Origin of the sequence: Muricoccus harenae (genome assembly GCF_009848505.1) — a bacterium.
Taxonomy (GTDB): domain Bacteria; phylum Pseudomonadota; class Alphaproteobacteria; order Acetobacterales; family Acetobacteraceae; genus Roseomonas; species Roseomonas harenae.
Genome location: NZ_WWDL01000002.1, coordinates 218,487 through 234,937, shown reverse-complemented (window position 1 = coordinate 234,937; position 16,451 = coordinate 218,487). Strand labels below are relative to the sequence as shown.

Here is a 16,451-nt window from a genome sequence, read left to right as displayed (position 1 = left end):
GGGACGCCTCAGCCATAGAGCCAGGGCTGGGCGGCACGCTGCTTCTGCTCGAAGCCATCGATGACCGAGGCGCGCTGCATGGTCTCGCCGATGTCGTCCAGCCCGTTCAGCAACCGGTGCTTGCGGAGCGGATCGACGTCGAAGGGGATTTCCTCCCCATTCGGGCGCACCACCACTTGGCGCGCGAGATCGACGGTGATGCGGGAGTTGGCGCCCATGCGGGCGTCCTCCATCAGCATGTCGCAGATCTCGCGGGGCAGCTTGATCGGCAGGATGCCGTTCTTGAAGCTGTTGTTGAAGAAGATGTCGGCGAAGTCCGGCGCGATGACGCAGCGGATGCCGAAATCCAGCAGCGCCCAGGGCGCGTGCTCGCGGGAGGAGCCGCAGCCGAAATTCTCATGCGCGATGAGGATCTCGGCGGCGCGATAGGGCTCGCGGTTGAGGACGAAGTCCGGCTTCTCGGAACCATCGTCGTTGAAACGCATGTCAGCGAAGGCGGCGCGGCCCAGCCCCTTGCGCTCGATGGTCTTGAGGAAGCGCGCGGGGATGATCTTGTCGGTGTCGACATTCGCCATCGGCAGCGGCGCGGCGACCCCGGTCAGGGTGGTGAAGGGGGTCATGCCATGTCTCCCTTGGCCGCGAGTTCCCGCACATCCGCCAGATGCCCCGTCACGGCAGCGGCGGCGGCCATGGCCGGGGAGAGCAGATGCGTCCGCCCGCCCTTGCCCTGCCGTCCCTCAAAGTTGCGGTTCGAGGTGGAGGCGCAGCGCTGGCCGGGCTGCAGCCTGTCCGGGTTCATGCCGAGGCACATGGAGCAGCCGGCCTCGCGCCATTCGAAGCCCGCCTCCTTGAGGATGACGTCCAGCCCCTCCTGCTCAGCCTGCTCCTTCACGAGGCCGGAGCCGGGCACGACCATGGCGCGCACGCCTTCGGCCACCCGGCGGCCGCGCACGACCGCGGCGGCCGCGCGGATATCCTCGATCCGGCCATTGGTGCAGGAGCCGACGAACACGGCATCCACCTTCAGGTCCTGCAGGCGCTGGCCCGGGGTCAGGCCCATATACTCCACCATGCGGCGGAGCTGGGTACGGCGCGCCTCGTCGGCGGCGCTCTCGGGATCCGGCACCACGCCGGTGATGGGCAGCACGTCCTCGGGCGAGGTGCCCCAGCTGACCATCGGCACGATCTCGGAGGCGTCGAGCACGACCTCCTTGTCGAAATGCGCGCCTTCGTCGCTGGGCAGCGTGCTCCACCACTCGATGGCCCGCTCCAGCGCCTCGCCCTTGGGGGCCATGGGACGGGTGCGGACGTAATCGAAGGTGGTCTGGTCGGGGGCGATCATGCCGGCGCGGGCGCCGCCCTCGATCGACATGTTGCAGACGGTCATGCGTCCGGCCATGTCGAGCGCGCGGATCGCCTCGCCGGCGAATTCGATCACATAGCCGGTGCCGCCAGCGGTGCCGATCTTGCCGATGATGGCCAGAACGATGTCCTTGGCCGTGCAGCCGAAGCCCAGCTTGCCGTTCACCGTCACCCGCATGTTCTTCGCGGGCTTCTGCAGCAGCGTCTGGGTGGCGAGCACATGCTCGACCTCGGAGGTCCCGATGCCGAAGGCCAGCGCGCCCATGGCGCCATGCGTGGAGGTGTGGCTGTCGCCGCAGACGATCGTCATGCCGGGAAGCGAAACGCCCAGCTCGGGACCGATGATATGGACGATGCCCTGGCGCTTGTCGTTCAGCGGGATGTAGTTCACGCCAAACTCGGCGACGTTCTTCTCGAGCGTGGCGACCTGGAGCGCGCTCTCCGGCTCCTGGATGCCGGTGAAGCGGGTCGAGTCGGTCGGCACGTTGTGGTCGGTGACGGCGATGGTGCCGTCCAGCCGGTGCACGCGGCGGCCGGCGGTGCGCAGCCCCTCGAACGCCTGCGGGCTGGTCACCTCATGGACGAGGTGGCGGTCGATGTAGAGGAGGGCAGTTCCGTCCGGAAGGTGCTCGACGACATGAGCATCCCAGATCTTGTCGAACAAGGTACGCGGCTTCGTGGCCGGCATGTGCTGGTCCTTCCCTCTCTCGACCGGATGCGGCCCGCCGGTATTCCGACGGGCCGCGGCTCCGGCTTACGCCTGTTGCTCGTCCAGCTGCGCGCCGGCGGCAACCGGGCTCTCCGCCACCGCGGAGGCACCGCCCTTGCCGCGCAGCGCCGTGCGCTCCTGGATGCGGGCCGACTTACCCGTGCGGCCACGCAGGTAGTACAGCTTCGCGCGGCGCACCTTGCCACGGCGCATCACCTGGATCTCCGCCACATTCGGGGAATACAGCGGGAAGACGCGCTCCACGCCCTCGCCATAGGAGAGCTTGCGGACGGTGAAGTTGCTGTTCAGCCCGCGGTTGGAACGGGCGATCACCACGCCTTCATAGGCCTGGGTGCGGATGCGCTCGCCTTCCTGCACCTTCACCATGACGCGGACGGTGTCGCCGGCGTCGAAGTCCGGCGTGGCGCGGGCGCCGGCCAGGCGGGTCATCTGCTCGTGCTCGAACTGCTGAAGCAGGTTCATGGTTCTCGTCCTTCTCTTCGGCTCGTTTAGGCGGGGGTCGCCGCCGCATGCAATGGCGCCCGCGCCGAAGCGTCGCGCCTTTGGTCTGTGTTCAGGAGGTCCGGACGCCGTTCGCGGGTCACGGCCTCCGATTGGGCGCGCCGCCAGCGGGCAACCTCCGCGTGATGGCCCGAGAGCAGAACCTCGGGAACGCGCAGGCCGCGCCATTCGGCGGGGCGTGTGTAATGGGGATATTCGAGCAGGGTCGGGCCGTCCGACGGGGAGAAGCTCTCCTCATCCGCGCTCTCGGCTGCCCCCATGACGCCGGGGATGAGCCGCACGCAGGCATCGAGCAGCACCATCGCCGCGACTTCGCCCCCGGAGAGGACATAGTCGCCGATGGAAACCTCGATCATCCCACGCGACTCGACCACGCGCTGGTCCACCCCCTCGTAGCGGCCGCAGAGCAGCACCACGCCGGGCCCCGATGCGAGCTCGCGCACCAGCTTCTGCCGGAGCGGCGTGCCGCGCGGGGTGAGGAAGACCAGCGGGCGGGTGTCGCCCTCCGGCATGGCGGCGGCGCAGGCGGCATCCACCACATCCGGGCGCAGCACCATGCCGGCGCCGCCTCCGAAGGGGGTGTCATCCACCGTGCGGTGGCGGTCCGTGGCGACGTCGCGGATGTCGCGCGCCTCCAGGGACCACAACCCACGCTCCATTCCCCGCCCAGCCAGCGAGGTGCCGAGCGGCCCCGGAAACATCCCGGGAAAGAGGGTGAGGACGGCGGCGTTCCAGCTCATGCCGCGTCTCGCCCGCCGCTGCGGCGACGCATGGAGGGACGGCGCGGCCGGGGCGTATCGCCCGCTTCCGCTTCGCCCGGCTGCGGCGGAACCACTTGCTCCTCCGGCGGCACGATCACGATGCGCCCGGCCGCGATCTCCACCACCGGCACCACGGCGCGGGTGAAGGGGAACAGCGCCTCGCGCCCGTTCTCGTCGCGCAGCGTGAGGATGCTGCCGGCGCCGAAATCCTCCACCGCCAGGACGGTGCCGAGCACGTCCCCACTCTCCGTCTCGGCACGAAGGCCGATCAGGTCGGAAAGGTAGAACTCGTCCTCTTCGGGCGGAGGCAGGGCATCGCGGTCGACATAAAGGCGCGTGCCGGTGAGCTTCGCGGCGGCATCGCGGTCGGCGACGCCTTCCACCTGCACCAGCCCTTCCGCCAGCCATTTCAGCACAAAACGACGCGCCCCGCTTTCATCCGAAAGCGGGCCGTAACCGGCGATGGCAGCCGGCTCGGCGGTGTGGGAGCGGAGATGAATCAGCCCCCTCACCCCGTGCGGGCGGCCGAACTCACCGACCAGGATGCGACGCGGCGCGGACATGGACTAGCGGCCCGATCCTCAGGCGCTTGCGGCGGAGGCGGCCGCGGCGGCACGCTCCTGGGCGCGCTTCTTCGGGGCGGACTGCTTCGGCTGCTCCGGGAACACGGGCATCGGCGCCAGGCCGGCCTTGCCCAGGAACTTCGCCACGCGGTCGGTCGCCACCGCGCCCTGGCTCAGCCAGTGCTTGAGGCGCTCGTCGAACAGGCGCACGCGCTCGGCATGGTCGGAGGGCAGCATCGGGTTGTAGGAGCCGAGGCGCTCGATGAAGCGGCCGTCGCGCGGGGAGCGGCTGTCGGCCACCACGATGTGGTAGTAGGGGCGCTTCTTGGCACCGGCGCGGGCAAGGCGAATCTTGAGGCCCATTTCGTAGTCCTTCTCTCTATCTCTCTTAGAAAGGCCGTCGGTTGCCGGCGCCGGGCAGGAGGGCGCCGAGCCCACCCCGCATCAGCCCCTTCTGACCGAGCTTGTTCATCCGCTTCATCATCGCGGACATGTCGTCGAACTGCTTGAGCAGGCGGTTCACGTCCTGCACGGTCACACCGGCACCCGCGGCGATGCGCTTCTTGCGCGACGCCTTGATGATGTCGGGGTTCCGCTTTTCCTTGCGCGTCATCGAGGAGATGATGGCGGCCTGCCGGCCGATCATCGAGTCATCGATCTTCGCGTTCTCGATCTGCGACTTCATCTTGCCGATGCCGGGCAGCATGCCGAGGATCCCCGAGAGGTTCCCCATCTTGCCGACCTGCTTCAGCTGCGACGCGAAGTCCTCCAGGTCGAACTGACCCTTCTGCATCTTCGCGGCCAGCTTCTCGGCTTCGTCGCGATCGATCGTCTCGGCCGCGCGCTCGACAAGGGAGACGATGTCGCCCATGCCAAGGATGCGCGAGGCCACGCGGTCCGGATGGAAATCCTCCAGCGCGTCCAGCTTCTCACCGGCGCCCAGCAGGCGGATGGGCGCGCCGGTCACGGCCCGCATGGACAGCGCGGCGCCACCGCGCGCATCGCCGTCGACGCGCGTCATGACGATGCCATTGACGCCGACACGGTCCTGGAAGTTCCGTGCGGTGTTCACCGCGTCCTGGCCCGTCATCGCATCGACGACGAGCAGCGTCTGGTGCGGCTTTGTCGCGGCCTTCACCGCCGCGACCTCCTCCATCAGCGCGTCGTCGATGGAGAGGCGTCCGGCGGTGTCAAGGATGACGACGTCGTAAAGCTCGCGCCGCGCCACATCCATGGCGCGCGCCGCGATCTCGAGCGGGGACTGGCCGGGAATGATGGGCAACGAGGCGACGCCCGCCTGGCCCGCCAGGGTCTGCAGCTGGAGCTGGGCCGCCGGGCGCTGCACATCCAGCGAGGCCAGCAGGACCTTCTTCTTGTCGCGGTTACGCAGCCGCAGCGCGATCTTGCCGGAAGTGGTGGTCTTGCCCGAGCCCTGCAGGCCAACCATCAGGATCGGCACCGGGGACGGCGCGTTGAGATCCAGCCCCGGAAGCTCGGCCCCCTCCCCGCCCCCCAGCGCCTCGACCAGCGCGTCGTTGACAATCTTGATGACCTGCTGCGCCGGGGAGACGCTGCGGATCACCTCGACGCCCACCGCCCGCTCCCGCACACGGTTGATGAGGTCACGCGCCACCGGCAGGGCCACGTCGGCCTCAAGCAGGGCGACGCGGACCTCGCGCAGGGCCTCGTTGACATCGGCTTCCGACAGGGCGCCGCGGCGGCGGAGTTTGTCGAAGACGCCGTTCAGGCGGGTGGAAAGCGCCTCGAACATGCGGGCGGGGTGGTTCCTGCAATTTGGTTGGGACCGCCCCATGACCGATCGCGCCGCTGCGCGAGTCTTCGCGGAGCGGCGGAGCCGGCACCCTGGGGGCGGCCGACCGGCGGGCGGGACAGGTCCCGGGAGGTCGGGCGCTTAGCCCCTCAGGGCCGCGGCGTCAAGGATTGCCGTGCCGGCGCATCCCTTGGGGCTGGCCGGCACGCTGGCCGATCGGGGCGAGTTGCAGGCCCAACAGTGACTTCCGGACCGGTAGCTGTAGATTCTGGTTCTCTCGTTACGGTTGTGGTCCGCCTCACCGAGCCATGCCCATGAAAGGCGAGCTTCATTCATGCTCCCCGGTTTCGACACCTTCCAGACACCTGCGCGCCAAGCAGCCCCCTCCCCCGGGCCAGATCAATCGGTGATCCAGGTCATCAAGGATCTGGCCCAGCACGCACGTGGAAAGGATATGGCCCTGGCGGACGAGGCTTTGACCGACATCCTGGGGCGGCTGCACGGCTGGCCCGTCGAGGCAATCGACCGGCTTTCCTGATCCGGGGCCGGATGACGTCTTCGGTCCTGGCCTGGACAGTTACAAAGTCCGACAAGATCGCAATGCCTTCGCCTCATCCGCGAGGGTTTCCAGATCACGAAATTGTGTTATTGCCGCTGCCTCGCCCCGGGGGACGGTTCGATGTTGGTACATTCCGGGGTTCCAGTGGTGCGCTGGACGGAACAGGAGGGTCTCGCGCCGCTCCGGCGCCACGATCCTGCGGACGTGCCCTGTGATCCGGAGTTCGAAGAGATCGTCCGGGCCGCCGCGGAGTTCTGCGACGCACCGATTGCCCTGCTAAGCTTCCTTGAGGAGGGCCGGCAGGTCTTCCTGGCCGAGACTGGCCTTGGCCGGCACTCCACCCCGCTCGACGATGCCTTCTGCCCACCGAACTTCATCAAGCAGGACCTGCTGGTCGTGCCGGATGCCACCCAGGACCCGCGCTTCCAGTCGAACCCAGGGTTCGCCGCAGAGGGGGTCCGCTTCTATGCCTGCGCGCCGATGAGCACGCCGGAGGGCCTCCCCCTCGGCGCGATCAGCGTGATTGATCGAAAGCCGCGTGACATCACAGCCACCCAGGGCCGGATGCTGAAGGCTCTGGCGCGCCATGCCACGACCCTTCTCGAGTGGCGCCGCACTCTCCGGCGGATGGAGGCGCAACAGCAGGAAGCCACCGAGATGCAGGCGCGAATGGAAAGCGTGCTCGAGACGGGAATGGCCGCTTTCTTCGACTGGGACCTGCCCTCCGCCACAATCCGGGGCGATCGGCGGCTGGTTGAATATTATGGACTTGACCCGGCGATCGCGACCTCCGGCCTGCCCCTCGCCGAAGTTTTCGCCGCCATCCATCCCGATGACCTCGCGGCGCTCAACGCCGGCGCCACGGGTGCAGTGACCCTGGCGACCGATTACAGCACGCAGTTCCGCCTGCTCGACCGGGAAGGTGCGGAGCGCTGGGTGCTGGCGCGTGCCCGGTGCAGCCGTGCGGAGGAGGGGCGTCCCCTCCGTTACAGCGGCGTCGTGGTTGATGTTGGACCGGCGAGGCAGGCCGAAGATGCGCTGCGGCAGTCACAGGCGCAGCAGCAGACGGTGATGAAGGAGTTGGCGCACCGCACGAAGAACACGCTGGCCGTCGTGCAGGCGCTCGCCAACCAGACGCTGCGCAGCGCGGCTTCGCTGGATGAGGCGAAGCGCTCACTGAACGCCTGGCTGCCGGCCCTGGCCCGCGCTGTGGATGCGCTCATCCAGACCCATTGGAGCGGTGCCGAGATCCAGGACGTGATTAACGGCATCATGCCGCTCTGCGACCCGGATGGCATCGGCCGAATCGCCTTCTCCGGCCCCGACCTGCGCATTGGGGCGCAGCCGACCCTCGCCCTGACCTTGGCCCTGCATGAGCTGGCCACGAATGCGATGAAATATGGGGCTCTCTCCGTGCCCCAAGGCCGCGTGAAGGTTGCGTGGCGCCTCTCCGGCAAGCTGCCCGAGCACCGGCTGCAGTTGGACTGGAGGGAAAGCGGCGGCCCTTCCGTGGCGACGCCGCGGCATTGGGGTTTCGGGTCGCGCCTGATCAAGGACAATCTCGAGGCCGCGACACGGGGCCGCGTCGAACTTGCCTTTGCCGAAGCCGGCTTCAGCTTCGCGCTCGACGCGCCCTATGACATGGTGGAGGGGTAGGACAGGCGCCTCGGTGCCGGACCGAAGGCGTGGGCTCGGTGACAGGGTGTTCAGCCCCAGTGAAGCCGCGTGAGAAGCCGGACCCGGATGGCCGCCTGCGGTGATCCATGGTGCATGATTCCGGCGGGATGCGCTTATCATGGGGTGCACCGCTTCAAATCACCGGCCCACACAGAGGCTAGGGAGGAACCGCATGTCCATTGCCAACCGCCGCCAGGCAGCCGTTGAATCCGCCATCGCCGATGTGAAGGGCATCATCGCAGGCGGCCCGGTTGACCGTCCCACGGTCGCGCGGGTGCTCGAGGTTCTCAAGGGGCTCGCCGCGCAGCCGGAACTTTGGCCCGCCGCCGACTTCCCTGCCCCCGGCGAGGATACGCGCCAGGCGCGCTACCTCATCACCGAGGATCCGGACAGGACCTTCGCCCTCTATCTCAACACCATGCTGCCCGGGCGGAAGATCCCGCCGCACAACCACACGACCTGGGCCTGCATCGCCGGAATCGAGGGCGAGGAGCACAACACCGTCTATGAGCGCGTCGACGACGGAAGCCGGGAGGGCCATGCCGAACTGGGGAAGCAGGAGATGGTGGTCGTGGCGGCGGGAAGCGGCATCGCGATGCTGCCGGACGACATCCATTCCGTCGACATCGTCGGCGATCGGCCGATCCGCCACCTGCATCTCTACGGCCGCGCGCTCGAGACGCTCAGCGAGCGTGTGACCTACGATCTTGAGGCGAAGACGGTGAAGCCGATGCCGATCGGCGTGCAGACCCGGCGCTGATCCCGCCCGCGCACCACGGGAGTTCGCATCCGTCGGCTGACGTGAACGCTGCGCGGGAACACTTCGCCAGGACGGCGCGTGCAGGCGTTTCCTTGTTCACGTTTTGCGCAGCCGACTTCCTGCCACGCCGCAGCCACCAGCGCGGCAACTTCGGACGTGCCAGATCGTCCTCACCATTGGCAGGAGGAACCGACGCATGAAGCCATGGACCATTGCCTTGTTCTGCGCGGCGCTCGGATTCGCCTGTGCTGATGGAAGCGCCGCGCTGGCGCGCAGCAGCCATGGGCAACGGGCAGCGGAGGCAAGGTCATCTCATCACGCACGCCCCTTGCCGGTCGTCAGGAGCCGGCGCCCTCATCGGGTTCAGCGCGGCCATGCTTCGATCTATGCTTCCCAGCTGGCCGGCAGGCGCATGGCGGATGGCAGCCGCTTCGATCCACGCTCCGATACGGTGGCAAGCAAAACGCTTCCGCTGGGCAGCCGCGCCCGCGTGACGAACCTGCGCAATGGGCGCAGCGTCACCGTACGGGTGCGGGACCGCGGCCCCCATCGGCGCCAGCGCATCCTCGATGTCAGCCCGGGTGTCGCGCGTCGGCTCGGCATGCCCAGCACCGGAACTGCGATGGTTTCGGTGGCGCCGATCGCCGGGCCTTCCGTGACCTCGCGGGCAGAGGCCGCGACACCCCGGCGGGGGCGCGCCCGGCGCTAAGGCGGCGCGCCGGCTGCGGCGCCGCGCGTCAGCGGATCGGGAAGGTCAGGCTGACCGCGGTCCCGCTGCCGGTCGTGACGGTCAGGCTTCCACCGACCTGCTGAAGCAGGCGCGCGGTGAGCTCCAGTCCGAGCGCTCCCCTGCGTGGCTCGGGCGGCGTCACGCCCGAGGCTCGGAAATGCGCCGGCATTCCCACGCCGTCATCGGCCACCGTCACCTCCGCAAGGCTTTCTTCCCTGGGCTGCATGGAGAGGCTGACCTGTCCCTTCATTCCGTTGGGAAAGGCGTGCTTCGCCGCATTGCTGACCAGCTTCCTGACCGCCAGGGCGAGCGGCATGGCCTGAGTTACGCTGACGCTGATGGAGGCGCCGTGCTCGATCTTCAGCGCCACCCCGTCGCCGGCGCGGCCGATGGCGGAATTCGCCGCCGCCGCCAGCTGCTCGCCCAGATCCACACGCGTGAAGGAGGGCAGCTGGAAAAGCCGGTCTTGCACCAGCGCGGCCGCATGGACGCGCTCGGCGGCGCTGTGCAGGCGCTCGGCCACCTCAGGGTTAGAGCTGCGGGATGCATGCAGCCGCAGCACGGCGGTGGTGGACTGGGCATTGTTCTTCACGCGGTGCTGCAGCTCCTGCAGCAGCACCTCACGTTCCTCCAGCGCCGGGCGTCGCTCCTCCAAGGCTGCCTTCATGTCGGTGACGTCAATGCAGGATCCGAAATAGCCAGCAAAGGCGCCCTGGACGAAGAAGGGCCGGCCATTGTCGAGCACCCAGCGCCAGGTGCCGTCGTGCCGGCGCAGGCGGTAGTCCATGGTGAAGTCCTGCCGTGCGTCGAAGGCGGTGGTGAAGATTTCGATGCAACGGTCGAAGTCCTCCGGGTGCACGCCTTCGGCCCAGCCGAAACCCAGCTCCTGCTCCAGGCCGCGCCCAGTGAAATCGAGCCAGGGCTTGTTGAAGAAGTCGCAGGCCTTGCTTGTATCCGCCCGCCAGATCAGCACCGGCGCATGGTCGGCGAGCAGCCGGAACTGCTCCTCGCCCGCTGCGACCCCGTTCTCGCCATCGGCCGCCAAACGCCGGTCCTCCTGGTCAATTTGGCGGCTCTAGCCCATGGCAGCGGGGCTGCACAGGCGCAGCCGCGGGAAACCGGAGACGGGTGGAGCCTTGCCGTGCCCATCCTTCGGGCCCAGTCCGGGCCTGGAACGCCGTTACAGCCGCGCTTGTTGGGATAAGGCGCGTATTTGGCGCGGCTCAGCGAGCATTGCTCAACCTTTGCCGCGGGCCAGGACGATCGAGGCCAGCATACCATCTGCCGCCCCTATCGTTGCGATATCGCAAGATCGCCTATTGCCGGTCCCTGTCCCGGTATAGAAGCTCCATCAGGCGCGTGAAGGACGAAGGGGATCACGCGCTTTGCCATGGGGAGCGAAGGTCATCTGTAAGGCGGCGTGCCATCATGCCACGCGCCTGCGACGCAACACTCTGATCGTCCGCCCTACCCTCCGCCCAGGTGACGGCCTCCCTCACAGCCAAGGATCTGGAACGTGCCATCCGCGCAGGCCTGCGACATCATCGTCGACACGAAGCCGACCTTTGGTCACTGCGGCATCGTCACCGGCATCTTCCATGGCAAGGCAACGGAGGTTCCCCGGGGCCATCAGGTTCTGCACGCAACGAACAGTGGAATCGTGGAGGGCTCCTGGGGGAACGGACGCGCCCTCTGCTTCCGCTCGAACCATCTCACGCGCGCCGAGGCGGAGCGCGTTCAGCGTGTATCCTTTGAAATCCGGGATGCCGCGAGCTACGGGGCCGCGCGCGCGGTGTTCAAGAGCTGGTCGGGAAGCAGCACCTTCGGGAAGGGTGCCAAGTCACGGCTTGAGAAGTACCAGCAGCGCATGGAGAACCACCAGGGCGTCCTGAAGAACGTCTATTGCTCGGAGCTAGTCGTCGTCGCCTATCAGCTGGGGCTGCAGACCGACAGCACGCGCATTGACGTGACCCACCGCGCGTGGATCGAACTCGATGGCAAGCACACCCTGCCTAGTACCTTACGCAGCTGGCTCCAGCGCCACCCGACCAACTGGACCTGCGTCGGCGTGGTCACCGGTGCAGATCTGGAACTCTCGGCCGTCTGACCCCGGGTTTCCTGCTCAAGCCCCATGGTCGCAGGGGGCGATTGGCCAGGGCAAGGCTGCGCGTCCGACCGGGGCAATCCGGTGCCAGCCGACGCGCGCCCCCGTTTCAGTGGAGGTCATCCTCCGGCGCGACCAGGCGCTTCTCCTTGATCTCAAGGAGGGCCGCCTCGAAACCCGCTGCGATCACGGCCCGGGCGGCCATGACCTTCACGGTTTCGGCCCCGACTGGGGAGGATTGCAGTATGTCGGAAAGCGCGGCCCGCACCTCCGCGATCCGTTGCTCACAGTCGCGGCTCGTAGTCTGGCGATTCAGCATCGCTTCCAATCCCGGCCCGAGGACCTCCTTGACGATGTTCAGACCCCAGAGTCCGTCCGCCGCCACACCAACCTCCCTTCCCCCGCCCCAATGATCCTTCAGTTGAGGCATGCTGCAATTTTTTAGACGACCACGAGAGCGAGCGTACTTTCATCTTACGGCCTCTTGACTTTCCAAGGACCCTCACCCTCGAAACCGCGAGACCTGACCTTTTTGGACTTGGCAATGGTCCGGAGGAATGCAAGGTGCGTCCTCATACGAGGGTGACTTGGCGCCCCATCCTGGGGCACAAGATGGTTCTTTGGGGTGAGGCCAAGGTGGGATCGCCGCGGCTGGACACGTCCCTGCGGCAGCCTTTGGGGGGCAGGAGGTGTCCTTCGTTGCCCGGGTGATTTACCGTGGCGGATAGGTGGATCAGGCGCAGTGCGTGAATGCGGAGGCCACCCGCCGGGACAGGGTTCGGATCCGATGACAGAGCAGACCAGGATGGCCAATGCCATCGCAGCCGCTCAGGCCATGTTCGAGGCCGATGAGGTCGTCCGGGGCCTGCCGCCTGGCACCCCCGAGCGCCGGGAGCGGATGAGGCAGATTATCCAGTCCGTTGCATCTTCCTGGCGCGTGGAGCGCATGGAACTTACCATGGCCCTCACGCAACTCTCGACACGCGATGGCTGATTCGGCCCGGAAACGAGGCTTCTGACCTGGGCTGAAGACCTACTCCAGATCCCTGCTCTGAGTGGCCGTCACTGGATCAGCGAAAAGCCGTTGCGGCTGAAATTCCCGCTCAGGGTTTGATTCGGACCATGGAAGATATCACGCCTTCTCGCTGCATCATTGCGTATTTCCACTTTTGCCGAAGCTGGTGAAACGTAGCAACGGGCATGCGGGCGTTTCGGAAAACGCCGATCGAAGCTTCCCCCTCCGGATCATGATAGATGATCTGGCTACCGCTATCCTCAGTGCCAATCATAACCGAGGCATGGCCGTAAGTTGCGCCGGACGCTTTGCTGGTCTTCATCCAATAGAAAAAGATAGGGCCGGCCCTACGCAGGAGGATCTCCAATTCCGAGACGGAGAAGGTCTTATTGGTTTGACATTCCGGAACAGAGGCCAGGTGCTCCCGGGTTGCCAGCGCCTCGTGTTCATTGATGAAGCCCTTTGCGGCCAAGGCGGCGCGGGCGGCTGTCTGGGCCGTTCCGCTGCTGCCCGTCGCCATATGGCCGGAAGGTCCATAGAATTCCGGTACGCCTAGCCGCGGCCCCGCCTCGAAATGATACGCGAGCATCATCGCACTGCAGTACCAGCATCCTGTGGGATCATTCAGGCCACCGCCGAAATTCAGCTGGGAGACATAGGGCACATCGAGATAGACGCTCATGTCTTTCTACGCCCAATGGTTTCGGTATACGGATGAGGCGCATTGCCTGTGCAAGGAGTCAACAAGTCCCTGATCCGCTTCGGCAAGCCGTACTGGCTTTTCGGCTCGGCCGGCGACAGGAACGCCGGGTTAAATTCTCTTGCAGCGGCGCTTGCGAGGCTTGTGAAGGCTCCCTTCTTTCGCCGAGGAACGTTGTCATTCAGTTGCCGCGACATGTTGCGCGACATGCGAGCGCGCTGGTCCGGCCATGGGAACGGCAGCGCCGGCGGCTCGCCTTAAGTGGATGCTGTGGCGGGGTCGTATAGGGGAGCGATTGACCCCTTGGGGACCGGCTTGCGGAGCCCACCTCTGGGCCCACCACAGCTTCCATGTAAAAGCCTACGTCATGAAGCGATCCCGCAGGGGTACAGTTTAGTTCGTGGAGACAGGCATCTGCATCCAGCTTGGATGCACGCATGGCGGTTGAGGGGCTGGCGGAATGCCCATTCCGGTACATTCACCAGTGGCCGAAGCCCTTAAGGCGAGGGGCCGCGGAGGGTGCCATACCTTTGACACAGCACGCCAGGCGGTGGCGTGACCGCAAACCCGAGGGCCACGCAATGGCCATAACTGAGGCAAGACAGCAAATTCGAGCCGAACTCTGGACACATTACCGGGTCTTTTGCATGGCTGGCACGGAGACCCACCGTGCTGGGAAGTCACCCGCCGGAGAGTCCTTCGGCGGGTGATGTCGCGGCTCCCGGAGCATAAGCCGCAAGGCGAGTTGCCCGGTTCAGGAGGTTGCGCGAATGTCTTCGCGGTTTGCTTCGCCCGCCTTGGGTGATCATCGTAAAACCGGCCCCGCCCAGGCGGAGGTGTCCGGCTTCCGCGCCGAGCAAGTGACGCTCCTGAGGAAGCTGACCAGAACCTCTGGGCGGCTCTTCGAGGTGTTCGCCCGGGAAAGCGATTTCGCTCTGCCGACACAGGGGCAGTCGGGCACACCGGAGGCCGCTACTCCGTCCGAACCCCCGAGCAGCACTGGGTTCGCCTCGGGCGTACGGCAACTGCTCAAGCTTCGGGCGGCGCGTCGTCGCACATTCCTGGAGGGCCTGTTTGACTGGCCGGCCTGGGACATACTGCTCGATCTCGCAGCCGTGAGGGCCGATGAGAGCCACGTCTCCGTCTCTTCGGTCTGCATCTCCTCAGGAGCGCCTCAGAGCACGGCCCTTCGCAAGCTGGCCGCCCTGGAGCGAGCCGAGTTCGTGCAGCGCTATGAGCACGGGACTGACGGCCGGCGAGTGCATGTTCGCCTGACCGACGACGGCCTTGAGGTGGTGGACAGGGCGCTCTCCGAGGAGTTCGCCCTTTACCGGAACATTCAGGCGTTTCGGGCGGCTTAGCGGCGCTGTTCATATTGGCCAAAGACGACTGAGAGTGGCCCTCGCTGCGGCGCAGCGCTCCCCTTTCTCCTGTCCGCCAGGAGAAGGCGGCACAAATCCAGATCACGCAACCGCTACAGAAGCGCTGGGTGACCGCGTGGCCCGTCCTGCCTAGGCTAGTGCCAAAGCAAGAGGGAGGCGGCCATGACAGACCGTGTTGAAGATTACCCGACCCTGCCGACGGACTACCTGCCGCACGTCATCGCGCGATGTCTCGAGAAGGCGAACCGCCATCAACTGCCGCACCGCTTCCGCCTGAATGGCGCGGAAGTGATTGTATTCCCCGGCCAGACGGCGGAGGCCGTGAATGCGGAGGTACAGCGGCAGTGGCAGGCCGCCCGGACGTTGCCGGCCGCAACAGCCATCGCCGAAGACCAGGCGTAAGCTGCCCCAGGGGCCGGCCCGGGGCGCAGCGCGTGAGGCTGTGTCCGGGAGAGCCCTCAGGAACTGATCTGGGCCACGAAGCCAGGCCGGTCTGCGCATCGCTCGCGGGAGTAGTCGCGCCGGATGGCGGGCAGGTTCATGTCATGCGTCACTTCGGGCGCAAGCCTGCCGGCCAATGTATGATGGTGGGAATATACGGGCCAGAAGTAGACGGTATGCAGGTCCGTCCAACCACGCGGCAGGCCAAGCTTGCGGATGAGGATGTAGCTCACGCGGTCGCAGATGGGCGACAGGGACTGATCCATCATCGCCCAGGCTATGGTGACGTGCGCAGCTTTCGACGTGAAGAACATGCAGTTGGTGTCCGCGGGGATGCGCGCTGCGTCATCCGAATCCGGGATCGCCAGGATCGTGTCACCCTGCATCACGATGCGCTGCTCGCTGAACGTTGCGTGAGGATCCTGGAGCCTGCACAGATCGACGAGGCTGGCGATGCGATCAGGGGCGTATCAGTTATCGGCGTCGAGACAGGCCACAGCGTCGACGCCCTGGTTTCAAGCTGAGATCGCGCCGAAGCACGGGGGGTGTTGCTGTGGTCGCGGTGCACTCTTGGCAGGATGATGTGATCTTCGGTCCATCGCTAGGTTTCGGCACTCGTAGAGTCATCCGCAACCAGGATACGCGTGCAAGGATAGGATTGCGCTTGCACGCTGGTGCAGCATCTCGACAGCGTCGCGGCGGCTTCTCCCGCATATGGCGTGACGACGGCAGTTCTTATCTTCATCTCGTCCCGCTGACGGTCAAGGCGCCGGCGGTGTGGATCCTCCTCAGGGCGTTCCGAGCCGAATCCGATGCTCCGGAACGAACTCGCATCCACCCGGCGCCACGGCGGCCTAGCCGCCGCGATCCTTCCGACGCCCCATCAGGCGCGCGACCACCATCAGCACCACGCCCAGTGCGATCACCCCGAAGGTGGCAGGCGCCGAGCGGATGAGGTCAACCAACGCCGCCGGGGCCCAAAGAAGCGAATCCATGGCAACCCTGGGCAGCCAAAGCAGGGCTTCCCACCCCACCACATGGGCAGCCACCCCCAGCGCCACGAGGAAGACGCCCAGGGACCAAAGCTTTGCTGACATCAATCCTTCCCTAGTCCCCATCGGCCCATTGCCGCTCTCCGTGATGAACGCGGCCCGATCCGCGGCCCTGCGTCTGCCCTCAAATTATGCCGGCGCCACGCGCGGCACAGATTTGAACTTGCGCCAGAGGCCCAGAAGCCAACCGCTCAACATTTTGGCCGCAGCGCGGGAAACCCCAGGCGCCAGGGGCAGGAACCGAATTGCCATGCCTGGCATAGGGGCCATGGCAGGGAACCTCCTTACATCTCATTCCGTGCCGAAGACCAGCAGGCCCATGATCTAGGAAACCTCGATGCCA

At 66.5% G+C, this 16,451-nt stretch carries 20 protein-coding genes; 8 read left to right on the top strand and 12 right to left on the bottom strand.

Annotated elements, in window-relative coordinates:
• Positions 1-8: 8 nt before the first annotated feature.
• The 7 genes from leuD to ffh form a co-directional block, all read right to left on the bottom strand.
• Positions 9-620 carry a 3-isopropylmalate dehydratase small subunit gene (leuD, locus tag GSE44_RS03340; protein ID WP_159347289.1) on the bottom strand — a complete coding sequence of 204 codons (612 nt, stop codon included), beginning with the start codon at positions 618-620 and terminating at the stop codon, positions 9-11.
• Positions 617-2,050 (bottom strand): 3-isopropylmalate dehydratase large subunit, encoded by a 1,434-nt coding sequence (leuC, locus tag GSE44_RS03335; protein ID WP_159347287.1) that lies wholly within the window; start codon positions 2,048-2,050, stop codon positions 617-619. Before leuC ends, leuD begins: the two co-directional genes overlap by 4 nt.
• A 66-nt stretch (positions 2,051-2,116) precedes the next feature.
• Entirely contained in the window at positions 2,117-2,554 is a 438-nt protein-coding gene (gene rplS / locus GSE44_RS03330) for a 50S ribosomal protein L19 (RefSeq protein WP_159347285.1), read from the bottom strand.
• A 26-nt stretch (positions 2,555-2,580) separates the two neighbouring features.
• A complete protein-coding gene (trmD, locus tag GSE44_RS03325; protein WP_159347283.1) occupies positions 2,581-3,333 on the bottom strand; it encodes a tRNA (guanosine(37)-N1)-methyltransferase TrmD in 753 nt (250 codons plus the stop codon).
• A complete protein-coding gene (gene rimM / locus GSE44_RS03320; RefSeq protein ID WP_159347281.1) occupies positions 3,330-3,917 on the bottom strand; it encodes a ribosome maturation factor RimM in 588 nt (195 codons plus the stop codon). The genes trmD and rimM overlap by 4 nt, the downstream gene beginning before the upstream one ends.
• A gap of 18 nt (positions 3,918-3,935) precedes the next feature.
• Positions 3,936-4,280 carry a 30S ribosomal protein S16 gene (gene rpsP, locus GSE44_RS03315; protein ID WP_159347279.1) on the bottom strand — a complete coding sequence of 115 codons (345 nt, stop codon included), beginning with the start codon at positions 4,278-4,280 and terminating at the stop codon, positions 3,936-3,938.
• A gap of 25 nt (positions 4,281-4,305) precedes the next feature.
• Positions 4,306-5,688: a signal recognition particle protein gene (gene ffh, locus GSE44_RS03310; protein ID WP_159347278.1), complete on the bottom strand. Its 1,383-nt coding sequence runs from the start codon at positions 5,686-5,688 to the stop codon at positions 4,306-4,308.
• Positions 5,689-6,094: 406 nt separating this feature from the next.
• Between ffh and GSE44_RS26145 the strand changes: the two genes are divergently transcribed.
• The 4 genes from GSE44_RS26145 (at position 6,095) to GSE44_RS26140 (ending at position 9,393) form a co-directional block, all read left to right on the top strand.
• The gene (locus GSE44_RS26145) at positions 6,095-6,226 is read left to right on the top strand and encodes a hypothetical protein (RefSeq protein ID WP_268893618.1); all 132 of its coding nucleotides are present in this window, start codon (positions 6,095-6,097) and stop codon (positions 6,224-6,226) included.
• 141 nt (positions 6,227-6,367) lie between these two features.
• Positions 6,368-7,903 (top strand): sensor histidine kinase, encoded by a 1,536-nt coding sequence (locus GSE44_RS03305; protein ID WP_159347276.1) that lies wholly within the window; start codon positions 6,368-6,370, stop codon positions 7,901-7,903.
• A gap of 193 nt (positions 7,904-8,096) precedes the next feature.
• Positions 8,097-8,684 (top strand): cysteine dioxygenase family protein, encoded by a 588-nt coding sequence (locus GSE44_RS03300; protein WP_159347274.1) that lies wholly within the window; start codon positions 8,097-8,099, stop codon positions 8,682-8,684.
• 328 nt (positions 8,685-9,012) lie between these two features.
• Complete coding sequence (locus tag GSE44_RS26140) at positions 9,013-9,393, top strand: septal ring lytic transglycosylase RlpA family protein (protein WP_408015087.1); 381 nt, start codon at positions 9,013-9,015, stop codon at positions 9,391-9,393.
• Between the two features lie 28 nt (positions 9,394-9,421).
• On the opposite strand, the gene GSE44_RS03290 is transcribed toward GSE44_RS26140, so the two are convergent.
• On the bottom strand, positions 9,422-10,459 hold the full coding sequence (locus GSE44_RS03290) for a sensor histidine kinase (RefSeq protein WP_159347270.1): 1,038 nt from the start codon (positions 10,457-10,459) through the stop codon (positions 9,422-9,424).
• Between the two features lie 471 nt (positions 10,460-10,930).
• Between GSE44_RS03290 and GSE44_RS03285 the strand changes: the two genes are divergently transcribed.
• A complete protein-coding gene (locus GSE44_RS03285; RefSeq protein ID WP_159347268.1) occupies positions 10,931-11,521 on the top strand; it encodes a hypothetical protein in 591 nt (196 codons plus the stop codon).
• 106 nt (positions 11,522-11,627) lie between these two features.
• Here the strand turns inward: GSE44_RS03285 and GSE44_RS03280 are convergent, their stop codons facing one another.
• Positions 11,628-11,903: a hypothetical protein gene (locus tag GSE44_RS03280; RefSeq protein ID WP_159347266.1), complete on the bottom strand. Its 276-nt coding sequence runs from the start codon at positions 11,901-11,903 to the stop codon at positions 11,628-11,630.
• 420 nt (positions 11,904-12,323) lie between these two features.
• Here GSE44_RS03280 and GSE44_RS03275 point away from each other — a divergent pair, with 420 nt between their 5' ends.
• Complete coding sequence (locus tag GSE44_RS03275) at positions 12,324-12,512, top strand: hypothetical protein (protein ID WP_235924526.1); 189 nt, start codon at positions 12,324-12,326, stop codon at positions 12,510-12,512.
• Positions 12,513-12,621: 109 nt separating this feature from the next.
• Here the strand turns inward: GSE44_RS03275 and GSE44_RS03270 are convergent, their stop codons facing one another.
• A complete protein-coding gene (locus tag GSE44_RS03270) occupies positions 12,622-13,215 on the bottom strand; it encodes a papain-like cysteine protease family protein (protein WP_159347262.1) in 594 nt (197 codons plus the stop codon).
• Positions 13,216-14,003: 788 nt separating this feature from the next.
• On the opposite strand from GSE44_RS03270, the gene GSE44_RS03265 reads away from it, so the two are divergent.
• Together GSE44_RS03265 and GSE44_RS03260 are read left to right on the top strand one after the other, a co-directional pair.
• On the top strand, positions 14,004-14,594 hold the full coding sequence (locus GSE44_RS03265) for a helix-turn-helix domain-containing protein (protein ID WP_159347259.1): 591 nt from the start codon (positions 14,004-14,006) through the stop codon (positions 14,592-14,594).
• Positions 14,595-14,777: 183 nt separating this feature from the next.
• Complete coding sequence (locus GSE44_RS03260) at positions 14,778-15,017, top strand: hypothetical protein (RefSeq protein WP_159347257.1); 240 nt, start codon at positions 14,778-14,780, stop codon at positions 15,015-15,017.
• 56 nt (positions 15,018-15,073) lie between these two features.
• On the opposite strand, the gene GSE44_RS03255 is transcribed toward GSE44_RS03260, so the two are convergent.
• Both GSE44_RS03255 and GSE44_RS03250 read right to left on the bottom strand, forming a co-directional pair.
• Positions 15,074-15,442: a hypothetical protein gene (locus GSE44_RS03255; RefSeq protein ID WP_159347256.1), complete on the bottom strand. Its 369-nt coding sequence runs from the start codon at positions 15,440-15,442 to the stop codon at positions 15,074-15,076.
• Between the two features lie 468 nt (positions 15,443-15,910).
• The gene (locus tag GSE44_RS03250; RefSeq protein ID WP_159347254.1) at positions 15,911-16,153 is read right to left on the bottom strand and encodes a hypothetical protein; all 243 of its coding nucleotides are present in this window, start codon (positions 16,151-16,153) and stop codon (positions 15,911-15,913) included.
• Between the last annotated feature and the right edge of the window lie 298 nt (positions 16,154-16,451).